At 69.0% G+C, this 19,736-nt stretch carries 16 protein-coding genes and 6 tRNA genes; 13 read left to right on the forward strand and 9 right to left on the reverse strand.

Annotated features, from left to right (window positions below):
• The first annotated feature begins 22 nt into the window (after positions 1 to 22).
• The 6 genes from CP976_RS21035 (at position 23) to CP976_RS21060 (ending at position 5,124) form a co-directional block, all read left to right on the forward strand.
• Positions 23 to 95, forward strand: a tRNA-Glu gene (locus tag CP976_RS21035).
• A gap of 35 nt (positions 96 to 130) precedes the next feature.
• Positions 131 to 205 (forward strand) — tRNA-Asp (locus CP976_RS21040).
• Positions 206 to 229: 24 nt separating this feature from the next.
• A tRNA-Phe gene (locus CP976_RS21045) sits at positions 230 to 303 on the forward strand.
• Positions 304 to 539: 236 nt separating this feature from the next.
• Entirely contained in the window at positions 540 to 4,508 is a 3,969-nt protein-coding gene (gene hrpA / locus CP976_RS21050; protein WP_150481780.1) for an ATP-dependent RNA helicase HrpA, read from the forward strand.
• Between the two features lie 93 nt (positions 4,509 to 4,601).
• Positions 4,602 to 4,676 (forward strand) — tRNA-Asp (locus CP976_RS21055).
• A gap of 247 nt (positions 4,677 to 4,923) precedes the next feature.
• Positions 4,924 to 5,124 carry a DUF6274 family protein gene (locus CP976_RS21060; RefSeq protein ID WP_150481781.1) on the forward strand — a complete coding sequence of 67 codons (201 nt, stop codon included), beginning with the start codon at positions 4,924 to 4,926 and terminating at the stop codon, positions 5,122 to 5,124.
• Positions 5,125 to 5,585: 461 nt separating this feature from the next.
• On the opposite strand, the gene bldC is transcribed toward CP976_RS21060, so the two are convergent.
• Positions 5,586 to 5,792: a developmental transcriptional regulator BldC gene (gene bldC, locus CP976_RS21065; protein ID WP_003949541.1), complete on the reverse strand. Its 207-nt coding sequence runs from the start codon at positions 5,790 to 5,792 to the stop codon at positions 5,586 to 5,588.
• 596 nt (positions 5,793 to 6,388) lie between these two features.
• Positions 6,389 to 7,234: a DUF8083 family protein gene (locus tag CP976_RS21070; RefSeq protein ID WP_150481782.1), complete on the reverse strand. Its 846-nt coding sequence runs from the start codon at positions 7,232 to 7,234 to the stop codon at positions 6,389 to 6,391.
• A gap of 221 nt (positions 7,235 to 7,455) precedes the next feature.
• On the opposite strand from CP976_RS21070, the gene CP976_RS21075 reads away from it, so the two are divergent.
• Both CP976_RS21075 and CP976_RS21080 read left to right on the forward strand, forming a co-directional pair.
• The gene (locus CP976_RS21075; protein WP_150481783.1) at positions 7,456 to 8,559 is read left to right on the forward strand and encodes a Leu/Phe/Val dehydrogenase; all 1,104 of its coding nucleotides are present in this window, start codon (positions 7,456 to 7,458) and stop codon (positions 8,557 to 8,559) included.
• A gap of 299 nt (positions 8,560 to 8,858) precedes the next feature.
• On the forward strand, positions 8,859 to 9,110 hold the full coding sequence (locus CP976_RS21080; protein WP_020277200.1) for a DUF3073 domain-containing protein: 252 nt from the start codon (positions 8,859 to 8,861) through the stop codon (positions 9,108 to 9,110).
• 84 nt (positions 9,111 to 9,194) lie between these two features.
• Here the strand turns inward: CP976_RS21080 and purM are convergent, their stop codons facing one another.
• The 7 genes from purM to purS all read right to left on the reverse strand — a co-directional run bounded on the left by purM (position 9,195) and on the right by purS (position 16,870).
• On the reverse strand, positions 9,195 to 10,262 hold the full coding sequence (gene purM, locus CP976_RS21085; RefSeq protein ID WP_150481784.1) for a phosphoribosylformylglycinamidine cyclo-ligase: 1,068 nt from the start codon (positions 10,260 to 10,262) through the stop codon (positions 9,195 to 9,197).
• A gap of 45 nt (positions 10,263 to 10,307) precedes the next feature.
• On the reverse strand, positions 10,308 to 11,837 hold the full coding sequence (purF, locus tag CP976_RS21090) for an amidophosphoribosyltransferase (protein WP_150481785.1): 1,530 nt from the start codon (positions 11,835 to 11,837) through the stop codon (positions 10,308 to 10,310).
• A gap of 63 nt (positions 11,838 to 11,900) precedes the next feature.
• Entirely contained in the window at positions 11,901 to 12,674 is a 774-nt protein-coding gene (locus CP976_RS21095; RefSeq protein WP_150481786.1) for an META domain-containing protein, read from the reverse strand.
• A gap of 68 nt (positions 12,675 to 12,742) precedes the next feature.
• The gene (locus tag CP976_RS21100) at positions 12,743 to 13,540 is read right to left on the reverse strand and encodes a maleylpyruvate isomerase family mycothiol-dependent enzyme (protein WP_150481787.1); all 798 of its coding nucleotides are present in this window, start codon (positions 13,538 to 13,540) and stop codon (positions 12,743 to 12,745) included.
• A gap of 134 nt (positions 13,541 to 13,674) precedes the next feature.
• Positions 13,675 to 15,933, reverse strand: coding sequence for a phosphoribosylformylglycinamidine synthase subunit PurL (gene purL / locus CP976_RS21105; RefSeq protein WP_150481788.1), 2,259 nt, complete (start codon positions 15,931 to 15,933; stop codon positions 13,675 to 13,677).
• Positions 15,930 to 16,610, reverse strand: coding sequence for a phosphoribosylformylglycinamidine synthase subunit PurQ (purQ, locus tag CP976_RS21110; protein ID WP_150481789.1), 681 nt, complete (start codon positions 16,608 to 16,610; stop codon positions 15,930 to 15,932). Before purQ ends, purL begins: the two co-directional genes overlap by 4 nt.
• Positions 16,607 to 16,870 carry a phosphoribosylformylglycinamidine synthase subunit PurS gene (purS, locus tag CP976_RS21115; RefSeq protein WP_010045045.1) on the reverse strand — a complete coding sequence of 88 codons (264 nt, stop codon included), beginning with the start codon at positions 16,868 to 16,870 and terminating at the stop codon, positions 16,607 to 16,609. Before purS ends, purQ begins: the two co-directional genes overlap by 4 nt.
• Positions 16,871 to 17,137: 267 nt before the next feature.
• Here purS and CP976_RS21120 point away from each other — a divergent pair, with 267 nt between their 5' ends.
• The 5 genes from CP976_RS21120 to CP976_RS21140 all read left to right on the forward strand — a co-directional run bounded on the left by CP976_RS21120 (position 17,138) and on the right by CP976_RS21140 (position 19,726).
• Positions 17,138 to 17,455, forward strand: a complete 318-nt coding sequence (locus CP976_RS21120; RefSeq protein WP_086601717.1) for a histone-like nucleoid-structuring protein Lsr2 — start codon at positions 17,138 to 17,140, stop codon at positions 17,453 to 17,455.
• Positions 17,456 to 17,589: 134 nt separating this feature from the next.
• Positions 17,590 to 17,661: transfer RNA gene (locus CP976_RS21125), tRNA-Gly, on the forward strand.
• Between the two features lie 82 nt (positions 17,662 to 17,743).
• Positions 17,744 to 17,816 (forward strand) — tRNA-Gly (locus tag CP976_RS21130).
• Between the two features lie 144 nt (positions 17,817 to 17,960).
• The gene (locus tag CP976_RS21135; protein ID WP_150481790.1) at positions 17,961 to 18,926 is read left to right on the forward strand and encodes an ABC transporter ATP-binding protein; all 966 of its coding nucleotides are present in this window, start codon (positions 17,961 to 17,963) and stop codon (positions 18,924 to 18,926) included.
• Complete coding sequence (locus CP976_RS21140) at positions 18,923 to 19,726, forward strand: ABC transporter permease (protein ID WP_150481791.1); 804 nt, start codon at positions 18,923 to 18,925, stop codon at positions 19,724 to 19,726. The genes CP976_RS21135 and CP976_RS21140 overlap by 4 nt, the downstream gene beginning before the upstream one ends.
• Positions 19,727 to 19,736 lie beyond the last annotated feature (10 nt).

Below are 19,736 nucleotides of genomic sequence, written 5' to 3' on the forward strand. Positions count from 1 at the left end.
GAAGCGCCCAGGCGGGCCGATAGCCCTCATCGTCTAGCGGCCTAGGACGCCGCCCTTTCAAGGCGGTAGCACGGGTTCGAATCCCGTTGGGGGCACGCACCACCCTGTGCGACACTGTCGTACGACGCTTGGTCCTGTGGAGCAGTTTGGAGTGCTCGCCACCCTGTCAAGGTGGAGGCCGCGGGTTCAAATCCCGTCAGGACCGCTGAGGTTTCACGTGAAACCTCGTGGCTGGGTAGCTCAGTTGGTACGAGCGTCCGCCTGAAAAGCGGAAGGTCGCCGGTTCGACCCCGGCCCCAGCCACCGCCGCCCTTACCAGGGCTTGAGCCCCTCTCCATCGCTAGTGGAGAGGGGCTCTTTCGTGCCGTATACGCCAACCGGTACGCCAACGCCCTCGGGAGAGAGTGTCCCTCACTTCTCGTGGGCGGCGGCTTGTGCGTTCGAGGTCCCTCACGCCCGCCCCCCTGTGCGGCCCGCCCCACCGCCGGAGGCAAAAGCGTTAGCCACGAATTTCCCGGGGATGAGATCCTGGATCCCGTATGTCTACGCAATCCGCCCCCGCCCTCGGCGCCCTCGCCCCCCGTCTGACCGAGCTGTCCCTGCGCGACGCGCACCGGCTCGGGCGCAGGCTCGAAGGTGCGCGCAAGATCCGTAAGCCGGAGGCCCGGTCCGCCGTCCTCGCCGAGATCGAGGCCGAGATCGCCAAGGGCGAGGAGCGCATCGCCACCCGGCGCGCCCGCGTGCCAGCCGTCACGTACCCCGAGCAGCTGCCGGTCAGCCAGAAGAAGGACGACATCGCGGCCGCGATCCGCGACCACCAGGTCGTGATCGTCGCCGGCGAGACCGGCTCCGGCAAGACGACCCAGATCCCCAAGATCTGCATGGAGCTCGGCCGGGGCGTACGCGGCATGATCGGCCACACACAGCCGAGAAGGATCGCCGCCCGTACCGTCGCCGAGCGCGTCGCGGAGGAGCTCAACACGCCCCTCGGCGAGGCCGTCGGCTGGAAGGTCCGCTTCACCGACCAGGTCGACCCGGACGCCACCTTCGTCAAGCTCATGACGGACGGCATCCTGCTCGCCGAGATCCAGACCGACCGCGAGCTGCGCGCCTACGACACGATCATCATCGACGAGGCCCACGAGCGGTCCCTCAACATCGACTTCCTGCTGGGCTACCTCGCCCAGCTGCTGCCGAAGCGCCCCGACCTCAAGGTCGTCATCACCTCGGCCACGATCGACCCCGAGCGCTTCTCGCGGCACTTCGGCGACGCCCCGATCATCGAGGTCAGCGGCCGTACGTACCCCGTGGAGGTCCGCTACCGGCCGCTCCTGGAGGAGGACGGTGACGACGCCGACCGCGACCAGATCACCGCGATCACCGACGCCGTCGAGGAACTCCAGAAGGAGGGCCAGGGCGACATCCTGGTCTTCCTCTCCGGTGAACGCGAGATTCGTGACACGGCAGACGCCCTGACCAAGAAGAACTACCGCTTCACGGAGATCCTGCCCCTCTACGCCCGGCTGTCGCACGCCGAACAGCACCGCGTCTTCCAGCAGCACACCGGACGCAGGATCGTTCTGGCCACGAACGTCGCCGAGACCTCGCTCACCGTCCCGGGCATCAAGTACGTCATCGACCCGGGCTTCGCACGGATCTCCCGCTACAGCCACCGCACCAAGGTCCAGCGCCTCCCCATCGAGCCGGTCTCCCAGGCCAGCGCCAACCAGCGCAAGGGCCGCTGCGGCCGTACCTCGGACGGCATCTGCATCCGCCTCTACAGCGAGGACGACTTCAACGCCCGCCCGGAGTTCACGGACGCGGAGATCCTGCGGACGAACCTCGCCTCCGTCATCCTCCAGATGACCGCGGCCGGCCTCGGCGACATCGAGAAGTTCCCCTTCATCGACCCGCCGGACCACCGCAACATCCGCGACGGCGTGCAGCTCCTCCAGGAGCTGGGCGCCCTCGACCCGGCGCAGAAGGACCACCGCAAGCGGCTCACGGACACCGGCCGCAAGCTCGCCCAGCTGCCCGTCGACCCGCGGCTGGCCCGCATGGTCCTGGAGGCGGACAAGAACGGCTGCGTGCGCGAGGTCATGGTCATAGCCGCCGCGCTGTCCATCCAGGACCCGCGCGAGCGCCCCGCCGACAAGCAGACCCAGGCCGACCAGCAGCACGCCCGCTTCAAGGACGAGACCAGCGACTTCCTGGCCTACCTCAACCTCTGGCGCTACATCCGCGAGCAGCAGAAGGAGCGCGGTTCGTCCTCCTTCCGCCGGATGTGCAAGCAGGAGTACCTCAACTTCCTTCGCATCCGCGAATGGCAGGACATCTACAGCCAGTTGCGCACGGTCGCGAAGCAGATGGGCATCCACCTCAACGAGGACGATGCCCCGGGCGACCGCATCCACGTCTCCCTCCTCGCGGGCCTGCTCTCCCACATCGGCATGAAGGACGTGAAGGACGCCGGTGGGGAGGGCGGGAGAAACGCCGGGAAGAACGAGTACCTGGGCGCCCGCAACGCCAAGTTCGCGATCTTCCCCGGCTCGGCCCTCTTCAAGAAGCCCCCGCGCTTCGTGATGTCCGCCGAGCTCGTCGAGACGTCCCGCCTCTGGGCCCGCGTCAACGCCAGGATCGAGCCCGAGTGGGTCGAACCCCTCGCCGGCCACCTCCTCAAACGCACGTACAGCGAACCGCACTGGGAGAAGGACCAGGCCGCGGTGGTGGCGTACGAGAAGGTCACGCTCTACGGCGTGCCGATCGTGGCGCAGCGGAAGGTCAACTACGGCCGGATCGACCCCGAGGTCAGCCGCGACCTGTTCATCCGGAACGCGCTGGTCGAGGGCGACTGGCGCACGCACCACAAGTTCTTCTCGGACAACCGCAGGCTCCTCACCGAGGTCGAGGAGCTGGAGCACCGCGCCCGGCGCCGGGACATCCTGGTCGACGACGAGACGCTGTTCGACTTCTACGACCAGCGGATCCCGGACCACGTCGTCTCCGGCGCGCACTTCGACTCCTGGTGGAAGCACAAGCGGCACGAACAGCCCGACTTCCTCGACTTCGAGCGCGAGATGCTCCTCACCGAGAAGGCGGGCGAGGTCACCAAGGCCGACTACCCGGACTCCTGGCGCCAGGGCAATCTCAAGTTCCGGGTGACGTACCAGTTCGAGCCGGGCGCGGACGCCGACGGCGTGACCGTCCACATCCCCCTCCAGGTCCTCAATCAGGTCACGGACGAGGGCTTCGACTGGCAGATCCCGGGCCTCAGGGAGGAGCTCGTCACGGAGCTCATCCGCTCCCTGCCCAAGCCGATCCGGCGCAACTACGTCCCCGCCCCGAACTACGCGAAGGCGTTCCTGGACAAGGCGGTCCCCTTGCAGGAGCCCCTCACCACGACCATGGCCCGCGAGCTGCGGCTCATGGTCGGAGTCCCGTTCGACGCCGAGGACTTCGACTGGGGCAGGGTCCCCGACCATCTGAAGATCACCTTCCGGATCGTCGACGAGCGGCGCCGCAAGCTGGCCGAAGACAAGGACCTGGAGGCGCTGAAGCTCAGGCTCCGGCCTAAGGCCCGCAAGGCCCTCTCCCAGGCAGCCGCTGCCACCGCGGAACGCCAGGGCGGCGAGTCCCTGGAGCGCAAGGGCCTCACGGACTGGACGATCGGCACCCTCACCCGCGTCTTCGAGACCAGGCGGGCCGGCCAGCCGGTGAAGGCGTACCCGGCGCTGGTCGACGACGGCGACACGGTCTCCGTACGCCTCTTCGACACGGAGGCCGAGCAGCAGCAGGCCATGTGGAAGGGCACCCGCCGCCTGATCCTGCGCAACATCCCGGTGAACCCGGCGAAGTTCGCCTCCGAGAAGCTGACGAACGCGCAGAAGCTGGCGCTGTCCGCGAATCCGCACGGCTCCATCCAGGCGCTGTTCGACGACTGCGCGACGGCGGCCGCCGACAAGCTGATCGCGGACTTCGGCGGGCCGGCGTGGGACGAGGAGTCGTACCGCAAGCTGTACGACAAGGTGCGCGCCGAGATCGTCGACACGACCGTCCGCACGGTGGGCCAGGTGCAGCAGGTCCTGGCCGCCTGGCAGGCCTGTGAACGCCGCCTGAAGGCCGTACGCAGCCCCGCGCTGCTGCCGAACCTCCAGGACGTGCGGAAGCAGCTGGACGCCCTCGTGAAGCCCGGCTTCGTGACGGAGGCGGGTCTGCGTCGCATGCCGGACCTGATGCGCTACCTGGTGGCCGCGGACCGGCGTCTGACGCAGATGGCGACGAACGTCCAGCGGGACACCACGCGGATGCAGAAGGTCCACGAGATGCAGGACGAGTACGCCTGGCTCCTGGAGCAGATGCCGCAGGGCCGGCCGGTGCCGTCGTCGGTCCTGGACATCCGCTGGATGATCGAGGAGCTCCGGGTCAGCTACTTCGCCCACGCGCTGGGCACGGCGTACCCCGTCTCCGACAAGCGGATCGTGAAGGCGATCGACGCGGCGGTGCCGTAACGGCGTGCGCACGCAGGGTGAGTTCGACCAGGGCCCCACCCTCCTGTACAGTCTCTTCTCGCAGCGCAACGCACGAATGGCGCCGCGAAACCTGGTCCTGTGGAGCAGTTTGGAGTGCTCGCCACCCTGTCAAGGTGGAGGCCGCGGGTTCAAATCCCGTCAGGACCGCAGTGAGGAAAGAGGGCCCGCATCCCGCGAGGGGTGCGGGCCCTTTCTCATGACCGCGACGAGGAGAGCCCGGATCTTCGGATCCGGGCTCTCCTCGTCGCCCGGGCCCCGCCGCGTTCAGGTTCCTTTGTGCGCCCCTGACCTGCGAGACACCCCCTCGCGGCCCCTCACGCCGTCTTGACGGCCTGTCATTCCCTCGGTACCCAGAAACCAGGGCCGTTCCCGTTCGGCCTTCTGGAGGTGGCGTATGGCGGCATCGGCTAGGCACGAGACGCGGGCCCTGCTCCGTGCGCACCTGGCGGCCGCGTCGTCGTACCGGCATCTCACTCGCCACTGCCCGATCTGCCATCGCCTGCTGCGGCTGGCGATGGAGTCCGCCCAGTCCGCCCCTCGCACCGCCCAGGCCTCCCAGGGGGCCGTCGAGAACGAGAGCCCGGCGCGGGCGTGACCGGGGGCCGGTCCCAACACCCGTCCGCACAGGGGATTCTGGAGTCGGGAGTTCCACTACCGCACCCGCGGTGGAGCTAACAAGCCGCTCGGTATGTGACGGGTGTCACCGCATGAGTTTTGGAAAGTGCGGTACTTACACCCCGCCTACAACAGGTCAATTTAATATGTGCAATTGCACCCTGTTCGACGGTGCTGCACACAGGGGATCCGACACCCCTCCCCAGACTCCGACAAGGCCGCTCACAACGGGGCTCAGCGGACCGACAGCCGGCGCACAAAAAAGTCGCGCTGGACCCGGCGGAGTCCAGCGCGACCGACGACGCACCCTGTATATGCCTGGAGAGCTCTGACTGGCGTGGGCATGGGGCCTGTTGGGGCAGGACCCGCGTCGCTTGGAGCTGTGGTTCCGGACGTCTCGGCTGATGGGGGACCAGCCGGTTTGCCCGGTTATTCAGTTGTTCAGGCCTCGCTGCGCTGCTGCGGAATGCCCGCGAGCAGAGCGCGGACCTCGGCCTCGCGGTAGCGGCGATGCCCGCCGAGCGTGCGGATCGACGTGAGCTTGCCGGCCTTCGCCCACCGCGTGACCGTCTTGGGGTCGACGCGGAACATGGTGGCGACCTCAGCCGGGGTCAGCAGCGGCTCGGCATCAGGGGTGCGAGCGGTCATGAGCGGCCTCCTCGGGAGAACCGAACCTTCTCGGTTCTTTCCTCTAAATTCTGCACCTTGACCCGCGTTGCCCGAAATGGCGGACGCGAGTCGAGTCGGTTATAGGACGAACGGCTTGTCCTCGGCACTACAACTACACCATCTGTCCAGCCGCGTCGGCCAAACCGATGGAATTGCCCTCCCAGGTGTTCATCAGCGACGGAAGCCGATGGACCATGCCATAGCGGACAGTCACGCCACTGTGACGATCAGTCACAGGGCGATCAGGAGTCACGAGACCCCCCAAAGCGTGCAATGCTGAGATTCCGCCCACGATGCAGCACAACGGGACGGAAGGAGCCCCCCGGACTCCTTGTCCTATTTTGGCATGAGGAGGGGCAAGGGGCGCAAGGGTCATGTACGTGCAGTCCGTCACGTTTGGCCTACTTGAGAGGTACGCCCGGATCGGAACCTACGTCCGTTGTTGACAAGGCGTCAGTAGACGCAGAGCGCACTTCAGGAACGTCGGTGCGAGGACGAAACCCCAAAACGGGCGGTACGTCAAACGCCTGTTCGTGACCGGTCGCGAGCGGTCCGTAGGAACCGAAGGTCAGAGGTCAGTTCGCCGACCGCAGATCGCGGACGGAACGCCACCGGTCCACCAGCCGGGCGTACGCCTCCCCCGCGACCGCCCCGTCGCCCCGGCGCAGCGCGGCGATGCCCTCGGCCACGTCCGCGGCCGAGTGGTCGTGCTCCAGCGCCCCGGCCGGCAGGGCGTGCACCAGGCCGCCGTAGTCCAGCTCCACGAGCGAGCGCGGGTGGAACTCCTCCAGCCAGCGCCCGACGTCCACCAGGCCGTCGATCAGCGGCCCCTCGTCCATGGCCTCCTTCAGGGCCCGCAGGCCCCGGGCCACGCGCCGCCGGGCCTGGACCATGGGAGTGCGGTAGCGCAGCACCGGCGGGCTGTCCTCGCTGTCGCCCTTGTCGTACTCGCGCTCCTCGTCGGCGACCAGCACGAACCAGTTGATCGGCACCTGCCAGGTCGCCGTACGGATCCACGGCCGGGCGTCCGGGTTCTCCCCCAGCCAGCGCTCGTAGTCCTGGGCCGCCTGGTGGCGCAGGAAAGGCGGCAGGACCGCGTCCAGGACGGGCGGCGGGAGCTCCTCGGAGAGCTCTTCCAGGGCCTGCCAGCCGCGCAGCCGGGTGCGCCAGGGGCAGACGCAGACGACGCCGTCGACGTCCAGCACGAAGGCGTCCTGGCTCTCGTGCACCGGCACCAGGACCGGCGGGGTGGGCGCCAAGTCGGCCAGGGCACGCCGGAGTTCGTCCTGGTACGAGGGACGGTCGGGACGGCGCGCGTAGCGGGCCCAGTGACTGCGCTCCGGCTCCGGGAAGGCGGCCAGCGGTTCGTACACGCGCAGATAGGTCGCGTAGGGGACGATCACCGAGGACACCTTGGGCACGCCTGCTCCCTCCCCCGCCCATCGTCGCGAAAACCTGCGGGACCACTCACAAAAGCGCGGGAAATCTATGCAAATCGTCGCACGGCTGTACTCCGGTCGGAGGTGATCCTGAGCACGGTGCGGCCGGCGGGCGCACCAGGCTCTAATCTCGTGCTCACAGTCCCCGCCACCCGCACGGGAGCTGGTCTCCACCCGCCGCAACTTACTCAGGAGTCACCACAGTGACCGACGTAACCGGCGCACCTGCTGATGTACTGCACACCCTGTTCCACTCGGACCAGGGCGGTCATGAGCAAGTCGTGCTCTGCCAGGACCGCGCGAGCGGCCTCAAGGCCGTCATCGCCATCCACTCCACCGCCCTGGGCCCCGCGCTCGGCGGTACGCGCTTCTACCCGTACGCGAACGAGGCCGAGGCCGTCGCCGACGCGCTGAACCTCGCCCGCGGGATGTCGTACAAGAACGCCATGGCCGGTCTCGACCACGGTGGCGGCAAAGCCGTGATCATCGGTGACCCGGAGCGGATCAAGACCGAGGAGCTGCTCCTCGCCTACGGCCGGTTCGTCGCCTCCCTCGGCGGCCGGTACGTCACCGCCTGCGACGTCGGCACATACGTCGCCGACATGGACGTCGTGGCCCGCGAGTGCCGCTGGACCACCGGCCGCTCCCCGGAGAACGGCGGCGCCGGTGACTCCTCCGTCCTCACCGCCTACGGCGTCTACCAGGGCATGCGGGCCTCCGCGCAGCACCTGTGGGGCGACCCCTCGCTGCGCGCGAAGCGGGTCGGCATCGCCGGCGTCGGCAAGGTCGGCCACCACCTGGTGGAGCACCTGGTGAAGGAGGGCGCCGAGGTCTTCGTCACGGACGTGCGCGAGGACGCCGTACGGCGGATCACCGAGCGGCACCGGGACGTCATGGCCGTGAAGGACACCGCCGAGCTGATCCGCATCGACGGCCTGGGCATCTACGCCCCCTGCGCGCTGGGCGGGGCACTGGACGACGACACCGTGCCCGTGCTGACCGCCGAGGTGGTCTGCGGCGCCGCCAACAACCAGCTCGCCCACCCGGGCGTGGAGAAGGACCTCGCCGACCGCGGGATCCTCTACGCGCCGGACTACGTGGTGAACGCCGGCGGCGTCATCCAGGTGGCCGACGAGCTGCACGGCTTCGACTTCGAGCGGTGCAAGGCGAAGGCGGCGAAGATCTTCGACACCACGCTGGCCATATTCGCACGTGCGAAGGAAGACGGCATTCCGCCGGCTGCCGCAGCCGACCGGATCGCCGAGCAGCGCATGCACGACGCGGCCGCGGCCCGCCGGGCGCGCTGATCCGGGAGCCCTCTCGTACGTTTGGCCGGTACCCGTCGGTGGGCAGTTAGAGAGAACTCTCACTTCTACCGGCGGGTCGACCGCCGATAAGTGGTTAAAATCGCGGTTGACCAGCGAGGACGGGGCGCCTCGAAGGTCCTGGGCGCGGGCACGTCATGCGGGCGACGTACCGTATGGGCGCGGGCTCAGGTACCGTGGAAGCCCTACGGACCGGTCTCTCCGCGGAGAGTCCGTGCCGGACCATGAACGCGTGTCAAGACTCTGGGGCCGTCGAGCCCCGTCGTTGAGGGGGTCGAGCCATGGGGCGCGGCCGGGCCAAGGCCAAGCAGACGAAGGTCGCCCGCCAGCTGAAGTACAACAGCGGTGGGACTGACCTCTCACGCCTGGCCGAGGAGCTGGGTGCATCGCCTTCGAATCCGCAGCCGCCTAACGGCGGGCCGTTCGAGGACGATGATCAGGACGACGACCTGTACGCACGGTACGCCGACCTCTACGAGGACGACGATGAAGACGAGGACGATCAGTCCTCGCAACACCGTCGCGGCGCTTGACCCTGCACTGAGCACTCACCCGGTCGGTGACTTCGGTCACCGACCGGGTTCTGTGCTGCCCGCAGGGTCACGGCCCTCCGTGCCTCAGTTCGCGTAGTCACCGATCAGGGCGGCACCGGTGGTGTGCTCGCCCCGGTCCGTGATCTCGCCTGCCACCCAGGCGTCCACGCCGCGGTCGGCCAGGGTCGCCAGGGCCACGTCCGTGGACTCCTGCGGCACGATCGCGATCATGCCGACGCCCATGTTCAGGGTCTTCTCCAGCTCCAGGCGCTCGACGTTCCCCGTCCGGCCGACGAGGTCGAAGACCGGACCCGGGGTCCAGGTGGAGCGGTCGACGATCGCGTGCAGCTCGTCGGGGACGACCCGGGCGAGGTTGGCCGCGAGTCCGCCGCCGGTGACATGGCTGAAGGCGTGCACCTCGGTGGTGCGCATCAGGGCCAGGCAGTCCAGCGAGTAGATCTTCGTCGGCTCCAGCAGCTCCTCGCCGAGGGTGCGGCCGAACTCTTCGATGTGGGTGTCCAGGGCCAGGCCCGCCTGGTTCAGCAGGACGTGCCGGACGAGGGAGTACCCGTTCGAGTGAAGACCGGAGGACGCCATGGCGATCACCGCGTCACCCGTACGGATACGATCCGCGCCGAGCAGCCGGTCGGCCTCCACGACGCCCGTGCCGGCGCCGGCGACGTCGAAGTCGTCCTCGCCCAGCAGGCCCGGATGCTCGGCCGTCTCACCGCCGACCAGGGCGCAGCCGGCCAGCACACAGCCCTCGGCGATGCCCTTGACGATGGCGGCGACACGCTCGGGGTGGACCTTGCCGACGCAGATGTAGTCGGTCATGAACAGCGGCTCGGCGCCGCACACCACGATGTCGTCCATGACCATGGCGACCAGGTCGTGGCCGATCGTGTCGTAGACGCCGAGCTGGCGGGCGATGTCGACCTTGGTGCCGACGCCGTCCGTGGCGGAGGCGAGCAGGGGCCGCTCGTAGTTCTTCAGGGCGGAGGCGTCGAAGAGGCCGGCGAAGCCGCCGAGGCCGCCGAGGACCTCGGGGCGCTGGGCCTTCTTCACCCACTCCTTCATCAGCTCGACGGCGCGGTCGCCCGCTTCGATGTCGACGCCCGCGGCTGCGTAGCTGGCACCAGTTGTCTCAGACATGGCTAATGAGAACCTTCGTGTCGTACAGCAGGTATTGCGGGCTGCCTACGGGCGGCGGATCGCGTCGGCGGCGGCCGTGGCGGCCGGGCCGGCGGCCAGCTCCGTCTCCAGGAGCTGCTTGCCGAGCAGCTCGGGGTCGGGGAGCTCCATCGGGTACTCGCCGTCGAAGCAGGCGCGGCACAGGTTCGGCTTGGCGATGGTGGTCGCCTCGATCATGCCGTCGATGGAGATGTAGGCCAGGGAGTCGGCGCCCAGGGAGGTGCCGATCTCGTCGATCGTCATGCCGTTGGCGATGAGCTCGGCGCGGGTGGCGAAGTCGATGCCGAAGAAGCAGGGCCACTTCACGGGCGGCGAGGAGATCCGGATGTGGACCTCGGCGGCGCCCGCCTCGCGGAGCATGCGGACCAGGGCCCGCTGGGTGTTGCCGCGCACGATCGAGTCGTCGACGACGACCAGGCGCTTGCCCTTGATGACTTCCTTCAGCGGGTTCAGCTTCAGGCGGATGCCCAGCTGGCGGATGGTCTGCGAGGGCTGGATGAACGTACGGCCGACGTAGGCGTTCTTCACCAGACCGGCGCCGAAGGGGATGCCGGAGGCCTCGGCGTAACCGATGGCCGCCGGGGTGCCGGACTCCGGGGTCGCTATGACCAGGTCGGCCTCGACCGGGGCTTCCTTCGCGAGCTTGCGGCCCATCTCCACGCGGGAGAGGTAGACGTTCCGGCCGGCGATGTCGGTGTCCGGGCGGGCCAGGTACACGTACTCGAAGACACAGCCCTTGGGCTTCGCTTCCGCGAACCGGGACGTGCGCAGGCCGTTCTCGTCGATGGCGACGAACTCGCCCGGCTCGATCTCGCGGACGTAGGAGGCGCCGCAGATGTCCAGGGCCGCGGACTCCGAGGCCACGACCCAGCCGCGCTCGAGACGGCCGAGGACCAGGGGGCGGATGCCCTGCGGGTCGCGGGCCGCGTAGAGGGTGTTCTCGTCCATGAAGACGAGGCTGAAGGCGCCGCGCACCTGCGGAAGGACCTGGCCGGCCGCTTCCTCGATGGTCAGCGGCTTGCCGTCCTCGTCGACCTGGGCCGCGAGGAGCGCGGTGAGCAGGTCGGTGTCGTTGGTGGCCGCCACGCGCGGCGTGCGGCCGCCCTCCTGCTTGGGCAGGTCGGCGACCATCTCGGCGAGCTGGGCGGTGTTGACGAGGTTGCCGTTGTGGCCGAGCGCGATGGAACCGTGCGCGGTCGCGCGGAACGTCGGCTGGGCGTTCTCCCACACGGAGGCACCGGTGGTCGAGTAGCGGGCGTGACCGACCGCGATGTGACCCTGGAGCGAACCGAGGGAGGTCTCGTCGAAGACCTGGGAGACCAGGCCCATGTCCTTGAAGACGAGGATCTGTGAGCCGTTGCTGACCGCGATTCCCGCGGATTCCTGGCCTCGATGCTGGAGGGCGTAGAGCCCGAAGTACGTGAGCTTGGCGACCTCTTCGCCCGGAGCCCAGACACCGAAGACGCCGCAAGCGTCCTGGGGGCCCTTCTCACCGGGGAGCAGGTCGTGGTTGAGTCGTCCGTCACCACGTGGCACGCAACCGAGTGTAGGCGAGGTCGCCCACTGGTCCGAATTGGGGATACCGGACTTTTCAGTGGATCACTGCTCGGCGACGGCTCGCACACTCGTGCCGTTTTCGCTGGTCAGCGTCAGAGTTTGATGATCCACTCCGTACTTCAGCTTCCCGTCGAAAAGTCGCAGCAGGGCCTTCTCGTCGGACATGAGTGAGTCTTCGCACATCATTCGGGTCGTGGACGGGCGGCCGAGGGTGATATCGCCGTCGCGGACGGTGGCCTCGGCGTTCACCTTGTTGCAGCCGAGGCTGCCCGAGACGGTGCCCTTCTTCTCGTCGAAGGTGAGGTGGGCACGGCCGTCGGTCCGAGGGGTCGTGACGGTCCACTTGGTGCCGCTGAGCGGGGCGTCCTCGGCCTCGGTCAGGCGGACGGTGTCCCCCTGGTCGGTGGTGAGGGTGAGGCGGTCGCCGTCCACCCGGGCCCTGAACTCCCGGTCGGAGAGGGTGCGGGCGAGCGTCTCCTCGAACTCCATGGGCTTGTTCTCGCAGGCCATCTCCGTGGACATGGTCTTGCTGAGCCGGATGCGGTCGCCGTCGACGGTGGCCTCGGCGCCGAAGTTGTTGCAGCCGTAGCTGCCCTCGGCCCGGCCCTTGTCGATGGTCACGTGGGCGCCGGTCGGGGCCTTGTGGGTCCGGCCGTCCGCGGTGACGCTGTCCACGCTCCACCGCACGCCCGTCACCGGCTTCTCGGCACGGACCGAACCGCTGCCGCTGTCCGCCTTCTCGTTGCCGCAGGCCGCCATGAGCGGGACGAGCATGGCGGCGGCCGTCAGGGTCATGCGCTGCTTCTGCCTGTCCATGCCACTTCGACGGGGGACCCGGGGGGATCGGTTCCCCTTATGGCGCCGGTTCCCTCCTGTGCCGCCGGTCATCCCATCAGCGGCAGGAAGGCGGACAGATCCGCCCGCTCCCCGCCGGCGCTGACGCGAGCGTCCTGAAGGGCCTGCGCCCAGGCCAGCCGCCCGGTCGCCAGCCGGATCCAGGTCAGCGGGTCCGTCTCCACGACGTTGGGCGGGGTGCCCCGGGTGTGCCTCGGGCCTTCCACGCACTGCACGACCGCGAACGGCGGAACCCGTACCTCCGTCGAGCCGCCGGGTGCCTTGGCGGCCAGCGCGTCGGCGAGCAGCCGGGTGCAGGCGGCGAGGGCCTGACGGTCGTAGGGGATGTCCAGGCCCGGGACGGCGGCGTTGAGGTCGTCGGTGTGGACGACGAGTTCGACGGTGCGGGTGACGAGGTAGTCGGCGAGGGTCATGGCGCCCGTGCGCGTGGCGAGCAGGCGGGTGCCGGGGGCGTCCGCCAGCTTCTGGGTCAGGCGTTCCCCGACGTCGGCGTAGAGGGCGTCGAGGTCGGGATGGGCCTCGGCGAGCCGCCGGGTGTCGTCGGCGATGCCGGCGGCACGGGCGGCGGTGGCGAAGGGCCAGTCGAGGAGGGCGAGCTCCGCCTTCGCCGGCTCCTCGCGGTCGAGGTTGCGGCTGACGCTCTCCACGGCCAGCGTCACGTGCGCCGCCAGCTCCCTGACCGTCCAGTCACCGAGCCGCGTCGGACGCGCCAACTGCTCGGCGCCGAGGGCGCGGACGGCCTGCCGTACGTTCCCGAACTGGGCGGACACGGCCGTGCGGATCTTGGCTGGGTCGTAGCTGCGGGTGCGCTTCTTGGCCGGGGGCATGGCGTCAGCCTAGGACGCTCACCGCGGGCCGGGACCCTCCATCTGCCGGATGTGCAGCGGTGAACGGGCCCAGGACATGCGGAGGCCCCGCCGGTCACCAGGACAGGCGGGGCCTCCTCGTGCTGCCTCGGGCGCTACGCCAGCAGCGCCGGGATCGTCCCCTCGTGGATCTCGCGCAGTTCGGTCAGGGAGAGGGTGAACTCGCCCTGGACGTCCACCGAGTCGCCGTCCACGACACCGATGCGGGTGGCCGGCAGGCCCCGCGCGCCGCACATGTCGTTGAAGCGGACCTCCTCCGAGCGCGGCACGGCCACGACCGCGCGGCCCGCCGACTCCGAGAAGAGGAAGGTGAAGGCGTCCAGACCGTCCGGGACGATCAGGCGGGCGCCCTTGCCGCCGAGCAGCGCCGACTCGACGACCGCCTGGATCAGACCGCCGTCGGACAGGTCGTGCGCGGAGTCGATCATGCCGTCGCGGGAGGCGGCGATCAGGATCTCGGCGAGCAGGCGCTCGCGCTCCAGGTCGACCTTCGGGGGGAGGCCGCCGAGGTGGTCGTGGACGACCTGCGACCAGGCCGAGCCGCCGAACTCCTCACGCGTGTCGCCGAGGAGGTACAGCAGCTGGCCCTCCTCCTGGAAGGCGACCGGGGTGCGGCGGGCGACGTCGTCGATGACGCCCAGGACCGCGACGACCGGGGTCGGGTGGATGGCCGCCTCGCCCGTCTGGTTGTAGAGGGACACGTTGCCGCCGGTGACCGGCGTGCCGAGCTGCTGGCAGGCGTCCGCCAGACCGCGCACGGCCTCCGCGAACTGCCACATCACCGCCGGGTCCTCGGGGGAGCCGAAGTTCAGGCAGTCGGAGACGGCCAGCGGCTTGGCGCCGGTGGTCGCGACGTTGCGGTAGGCCTCGGCGAGGGCCAGCTGCGCGCCCGTGTACGGGTCGAGCTTGGCGTACCGGCCGTTGCCGTCCGTGGCCAGGGCCACGCCGAGGCCGGTCTCCTCGTCGATCCGGATCATGCCGGAGTCCTCGGGCTGGGCGAGGACCGTGTTGCCCTGCACGAAGTGGTCGTACTGGCTCGTGATCCAGGACTTGGAGGCCTGGTTCGGGGAGCCGACGAGCTTCAGGACCTGGTCCTTCAGCTCCTCGCTCGTCGCCGGGCGCGGGAGCTTGTTCGCGTCGTCCGCCTGGAGGGCGTCCTGCCAGGACGGGCGGGCGTACGGGCGCTCGTAGACCGGGCCCTCGTGGGCCACCGTGCGCGGGTCGACATCGACGATCTTGCCGCCGTGCCAGTAGATCTCCAGGCGGTCGCCGTCGGTCACCTCACCGATGACGGTGGCGATGACGTCCCACTTCTCGCAGATCTCCAGGAAGCGGTCGACCTTCCCCGGCTCGACGACCGCGCACATGCGCTCCTGCGACTCGCTCATGAGGATCTCCTCGGGCGAGAGCGTCGAGTCGCGCAGGGGGACGTCGTCCAGCGTCACGCGCATGCCGCCGGAGCCGTTCGAGGCGAGCTCGGAGGTGGCGCAGGACAGGCCGGCCGCGCCGAGGTCCTGGATGCCGACGACGAGCTTCTCCCGGAAGGCCTCCAGGGTGCACTCGATGAGGAGCTTCTCCTGGAAGGGGTCGCCGACCTGGACGGCCGGGCGCTTCGAGGGCTTGGCGTCGTCGAAGGTCTCGGAGGCCAGGATCGAGGCGCCGCCGATGCCGTCGCCGCCGGTCCGGGCCCCGTACAGGATGACCTTGTTGCCGGCGCCGGACGCCTTCGCGAGGTGGATGTCCTCGTGCCGCATCACGCCGATGCACCCGGCGTTGACCAGCGGGTTGCCCTGGTAGCAGGAGTCGAAGACGACCTCGCCGCCGATGTTGGGCAGGCCCAGGCAGTTGCCGTAGCCGCCGATGCCCGCGACGACACCCGGCAGGACGCGCTTGGTGTCGGGGTGGTCGGCGGCGCCGAAGCGCAGCGGGTCGACGACCGCGACCGGGCGGGCGCCCATGGCGATGATGTCGCGGACGATGCCGCCGACACCGGTGGCCGCGCCCTGGTAGGGCTCGACGTACGACGGGTGGTTGTGCGACTCGACCTTGAAGGTGACCGCGTAACCCTGGCCGACGTCGACCACACCGGCGTTCTCGCCGATGCCGACGAGCATGGCGTCGTTCTCGGGTGCCTTCTCGCCGAACTGGCGCAGGTGCACCTTGCTGCTCTTGTACGAGCAGTGCTCCGACCACATCACCGAGTACATGGCGAGCTCGGCACCGGTGGGCCGGCGGCCGAGGATCTCGACCACGCGCTCGTACTCGTCCTTCTTCAGGCCCAGTTCGGCCCAGGGCAGCTCGACGTCGGGGGTCGCGGCCGCGTGCTCGACCGTGTCCAGAGGCGTCCGGCTCATGCGTTGACCAGCTTCTTGAGGATCGAGGTGAAGAACGGGAGACCGTCGGTACGACCGGTACCGATCAGCGGCTCGACGGCGTGCTCGGGGTGCGGCATGAGGCCCACGACGTTGCCGGCCTCGTTGGCGACACCCGCGATGTCGTTGTTCGAGCCGTTGGGGTTGACGTCCAGGTACCGGAAGGCGACCCGGCCCTCGGACTCCAGCGTGTCCAGCGTGTGCTGGTCGGCGACGTACTGCCCGTCGATGTTCTTCAGCGGGATGTGGATCTCCTGGCCGGCGGTGTAATCGCTGGTCCAGGCCGTCTCGGCGTTCTCCACGCGCAGCTTCTGGTCACGGCAGATGAAGTGCAGGTGGTTGTTGCGCAGCATCGTGCCGGGCAGCAGATGGGCCTCGGTGAGGATCTGGAAGCCGTTGCAGATGCCGAGGACCGGGAGGCCGGCCTTCGCCTGCTCGATCAGCGGCTCCATGACCGGCGAGAAACGGGCGATGGCCCCGGCGCGCAGATAGTCGCCGTAGGAGAATCCACCGCACAGCACCACGGCGTCGACCTGCTTGAGGTCCTTGTCCTTGTGCCACAGGGCGACCGGCTCGGCGCCCGCGAGCCGGATCGCGCGCTGGGTGTCCCGGTCGTCCAGACTGCCGGGGAAAGTGACGACGCCAATACGAGCGGTCACTTCACGGCCTCCGCGACTTCCTCGACCCGGACCGTGAAGTCCTCGATCACGGTGTTCGCGAGGAACGACTCCGCAAGATCGTGAATGCGGGCGAGGGCGGCCTCGTCGACCGGCCCGTCAACTTCCAGTTCGAAACGCTTTCCCTGGCGGACGTCCGAGATCCCTTCGAAACCCAGCCGCGGCAGTGCGCGCTGCACCGCCTGGCCCTGGGGGTCGAGGATCTCCGGCTTGAGCATGACGTCGACTACGACGCGTGCCACTGGCACTCCCGGTGTGTGGTGCTGAGCAGGTTCCTTCAGACTACCCGCACAAAATTTCTACGCGCGTCGACTTGTAGGAATCTACGTGACGGTCATCACGATCCTGCATCGACCGGCCCACACACGAAAATTTCCGGGAAAGATTCCGGGTCGACACCCGAAACCTATTGCGCTCGGACACGCGGACAGATTTAGTCGGGTTTCACATTGCATTGTCAGGCACTGTAGAAATGAATTGGCAAGTGCCGCAGGAAGGGACCGATATTCGTGGCGCAGAAGGTCGTGGTCACTCTCTTTGACGACATCGACGGCTCGGAAGCGGCGGAAACGATCGCCTTCGGACTGGACGGCAAGTCGTACGAGATCGACCTGAACGAAGTCAATGCCGGTGAACTGCGGAAGGCGCTCGCGCCCTACGTGGAGGCCGGCCGCAAGCGGTCCCGCTCGGGCAGGGCCTACCGGCAGACGGAGGTCGCCCCCGACCCGTCGGCCGTGCGGGCCTGGGCCCAGGCGCACAAGATGGAGGTCCCCGCGCGCGGGCGCATCCCCAAGAGGGTCTACGAGGCGTTCACCGCCGCGCAGTGACGGCCCGGTGAGGCCGGGCGGACGACCGGTCACCCGCCCCTCGCGGCAACCGACTTGCGCAGCACCCCGGCTGATCAGCTAGAGTCTGGAGCACGCCGAGGGGCGAGGCCGAAAGGCCCAGCTCACGGAAACATGCGGGTGTAGTTCAGTAGTAGAACATCCCCCTTCCAGGGGGAAGGCGCAGTGTGCGATTCCTGTCACCCGCTCTGCATCGCCAGTACCGACCACTCTTGTGGATCAGGTAGGCTGGTGCCCGCACCGATCGGTGAGAGCCGGTCGGGAGCAAATGCGGACGTAGCTCAGTTGGTAGAGCGCAACCTTGCCAAGGTTGAGGTCGCGAGTTCGAGCCTCGTCGTCCGCTCGGGAATGAGACCCCGGTCCTGATGGACCGGGGTCTTCTTCGTGTTTCCGTCCCCCGTTCTTGATCCCTGCTTCTGACATTTGTCATGCCGAGTGATGACAGCGCGCACTGCTCCCGGGGCCGCGCGGCCGGGACGCTGAGGGCATGGAAAACAACGGACACGAACACGTGATTGAGGTCACTGACCTGCGGCGTGTGTACGGGGGCGGGTTCGAGGCGGTAAGCGGAATCAGCTTTTCCGTACGGCGCGGGGAGATCTTCGCCCTGCTGGGCACCAACGGCGCGGGCAAGACGTCGACCGTGGAAGTGCTGGAGGGACTCGCGGCACCGGCCGACGGCCGGGTGCGGGTCCTCGGGCACGACCCGTACACCGACCGGGCCCTCGTACGGCCCCGCACCGGCGTGATGCTCCAGGAAGGCGGCTTCCCGTCCGAGCTGACCGTCGCGGAGACCGCGCGGATGTGGGCGGGGTGTGTGAGCGGGGCCAGGCCACCGGCGGAGGTCCTGGCGCTGGTCGGGCTGGAGTCGAAGGCCGGCACCCGGGTCAAGCAGTTGTCCGGCGGCCAGCGGCGCCGGCTGGATCTGGCGCTCGCCCTGCTCGGCGACCCCGAAGTGCTCTTCCTGGACGAGCCGACCACCGGCCTCGACGCGGAGGGCCGCCGCGACACCTGGGAGCTGGTGAGCGCGCTGCGCGACGGCGGTACGACGGTGCTGCTGACCACGCACTACCTGGAGGAGGCGGAGAACCTCGCCGACCGGCTGGCGATCATGCACGAGGGACGCATCGCCAACACCGGGACCCCGGCCGAGGTGACCGCCGCCGAACCCTCGCGGATCTCCTTCGAGCTGCCCGAGGGTTACTTCGCCGGCGATCTCCCGCCGCTCGGCGAGCTGGGCGTGACCGGACACGAGACCGACGGCCGGATCATCCGGCTCCGCACCCATGAACTGCAGCGGACGGCCACCGGGCTGCTGATGTGGGCCGCGCAGGCCCAGGTGGAACTGCGCCGCCTGGACGTGCGGTCGGCCTCCTTGGAGGAGGCGTTCCTCGGGATCGCCCGGGAGGCCTCCGGCGAGCGGGCCACGACGACGAAGGAGTACGCGGCATGAGCGCCACCCGCACGACGACCCGGCCGACGCCGGCGATGACTACTCCACTGAGCCGGATGACGGCTCTCGCCCGTGCCGAGATGACCCTGCTCGGGCGGACCAAGGGCGCGCTCGTCGCCGCGCTGTTCGCACCGCTGGTGCTGCCGGTCAGCACATCGCAGCTGTCCAAGGAGATGGACCTCGCCGAAGTCGGGCTGAACACCGGCACCCTGGTGCTGCCCGCCTCGGTCGGCTTCTCCCTGCTGTTCGCCGTCTACTCGGTGCTCGTCGGCGCCCTCGTCGTCCGGCGTGAGGAACTCGTCCTCAAGCGGCTGCGCACCGGTGAGCTGCGGGACGTCGAGATCCTGGCCGGTTCAGCGCTGCCGGCCGTTCTCACCGGGCTCGTGCAATGCCTGGTGCTGGCGGTGGCCTGCTCGGCCCTGCTGGATCTGTCCGCGCCGTCCGCGCCCCATCTGGCCGTCGTCGGCCTGCTGTTGGGGCTCGTGATGTGCGCCGCGCTCGCCGCCGCCACCGCGAGTTTCACCCGGACCGGCGAGAGCGCCCAGGTCACGCCCATGCCGCTGATGATCGTCTCGATGATGGGCTCCGGCATGCTCTTCCCGCTGGAGCTGTTGCCCGACCGGGTGGCCTCCGTCTGCGAACTGCTGCCGCTGACGCCCGTCGTCACCCTGGTGCGCGGCGGCTGGACCGGCGACCTGTCGGCGTACGAGGCGCTGGGCGCCGTCGCGACGGCGGTGGCCTGGATCGTCATCGCCGTGTTTGCTGTACGACGGTGGTTCCGCTGGGAACCGCGGCGTTGACCGGAGGGGG

The organism is Streptomyces coeruleorubidus (assembly GCF_008705135.1).
Taxonomy (GTDB): Bacteria; Actinomycetota; Actinomycetes; order Streptomycetales; family Streptomycetaceae; genus Streptomyces; species Streptomyces coeruleofuscus.

Coding starts and splice junctions, on each gene's coding strand:
- hrpA (WP_150481780.1), top strand. CDS start 540: ATGTCTACGCAATCCGCCCCCGCCCTCGGCGCCCTCGCCCCCCGTCTG.
- CP976_RS21060 (WP_150481781.1), top strand. CDS start 4,924: ATGGCGGCATCGGCTAGGCACGAGACGCGGGCCCTGCTCCGTGCGCAC.
- bldC (WP_003949541.1), bottom strand. CDS start 5,792: ATGACCGCTCGCACCCCTGATGCCGAGCCGCTGCTGACCCCGGCTGAG.
- CP976_RS21080 (WP_020277200.1), top strand. CDS start 8,859: ATGGGGCGCGGCCGGGCCAAGGCCAAGCAGACGAAGGTCGCCCGCCAG.
- purM (WP_150481784.1), bottom strand. CDS start 10,262: ATGTCTGAGACAACTGGTGCCAGCTACGCAGCCGCGGGCGTCGACATC.
- CP976_RS21095 (WP_150481786.1), bottom strand. CDS start 12,674: ATGGACAGGCAGAAGCAGCGCATGACCCTGACGGCCGCCGCCATGCTC.
- CP976_RS21100 (WP_150481787.1), bottom strand. CDS start 13,540: ATGCCCCCGGCCAAGAAGCGCACCCGCAGCTACGACCCAGCCAAGATC.
- purL (WP_150481788.1), bottom strand. CDS start 15,933: ATGAGCCGGACGCCTCTGGACACGGTCGAGCACGCGGCCGCGACCCCC.
- CP976_RS21135 (WP_150481790.1), top strand. CDS start 17,961: ATGGAAAACAACGGACACGAACACGTGATTGAGGTCACTGACCTGCGG.
- CP976_RS21140 (WP_150481791.1), top strand. CDS start 18,923: ATGAGCGCCACCCGCACGACGACCCGGCCGACGCCGGCGATGACTACT.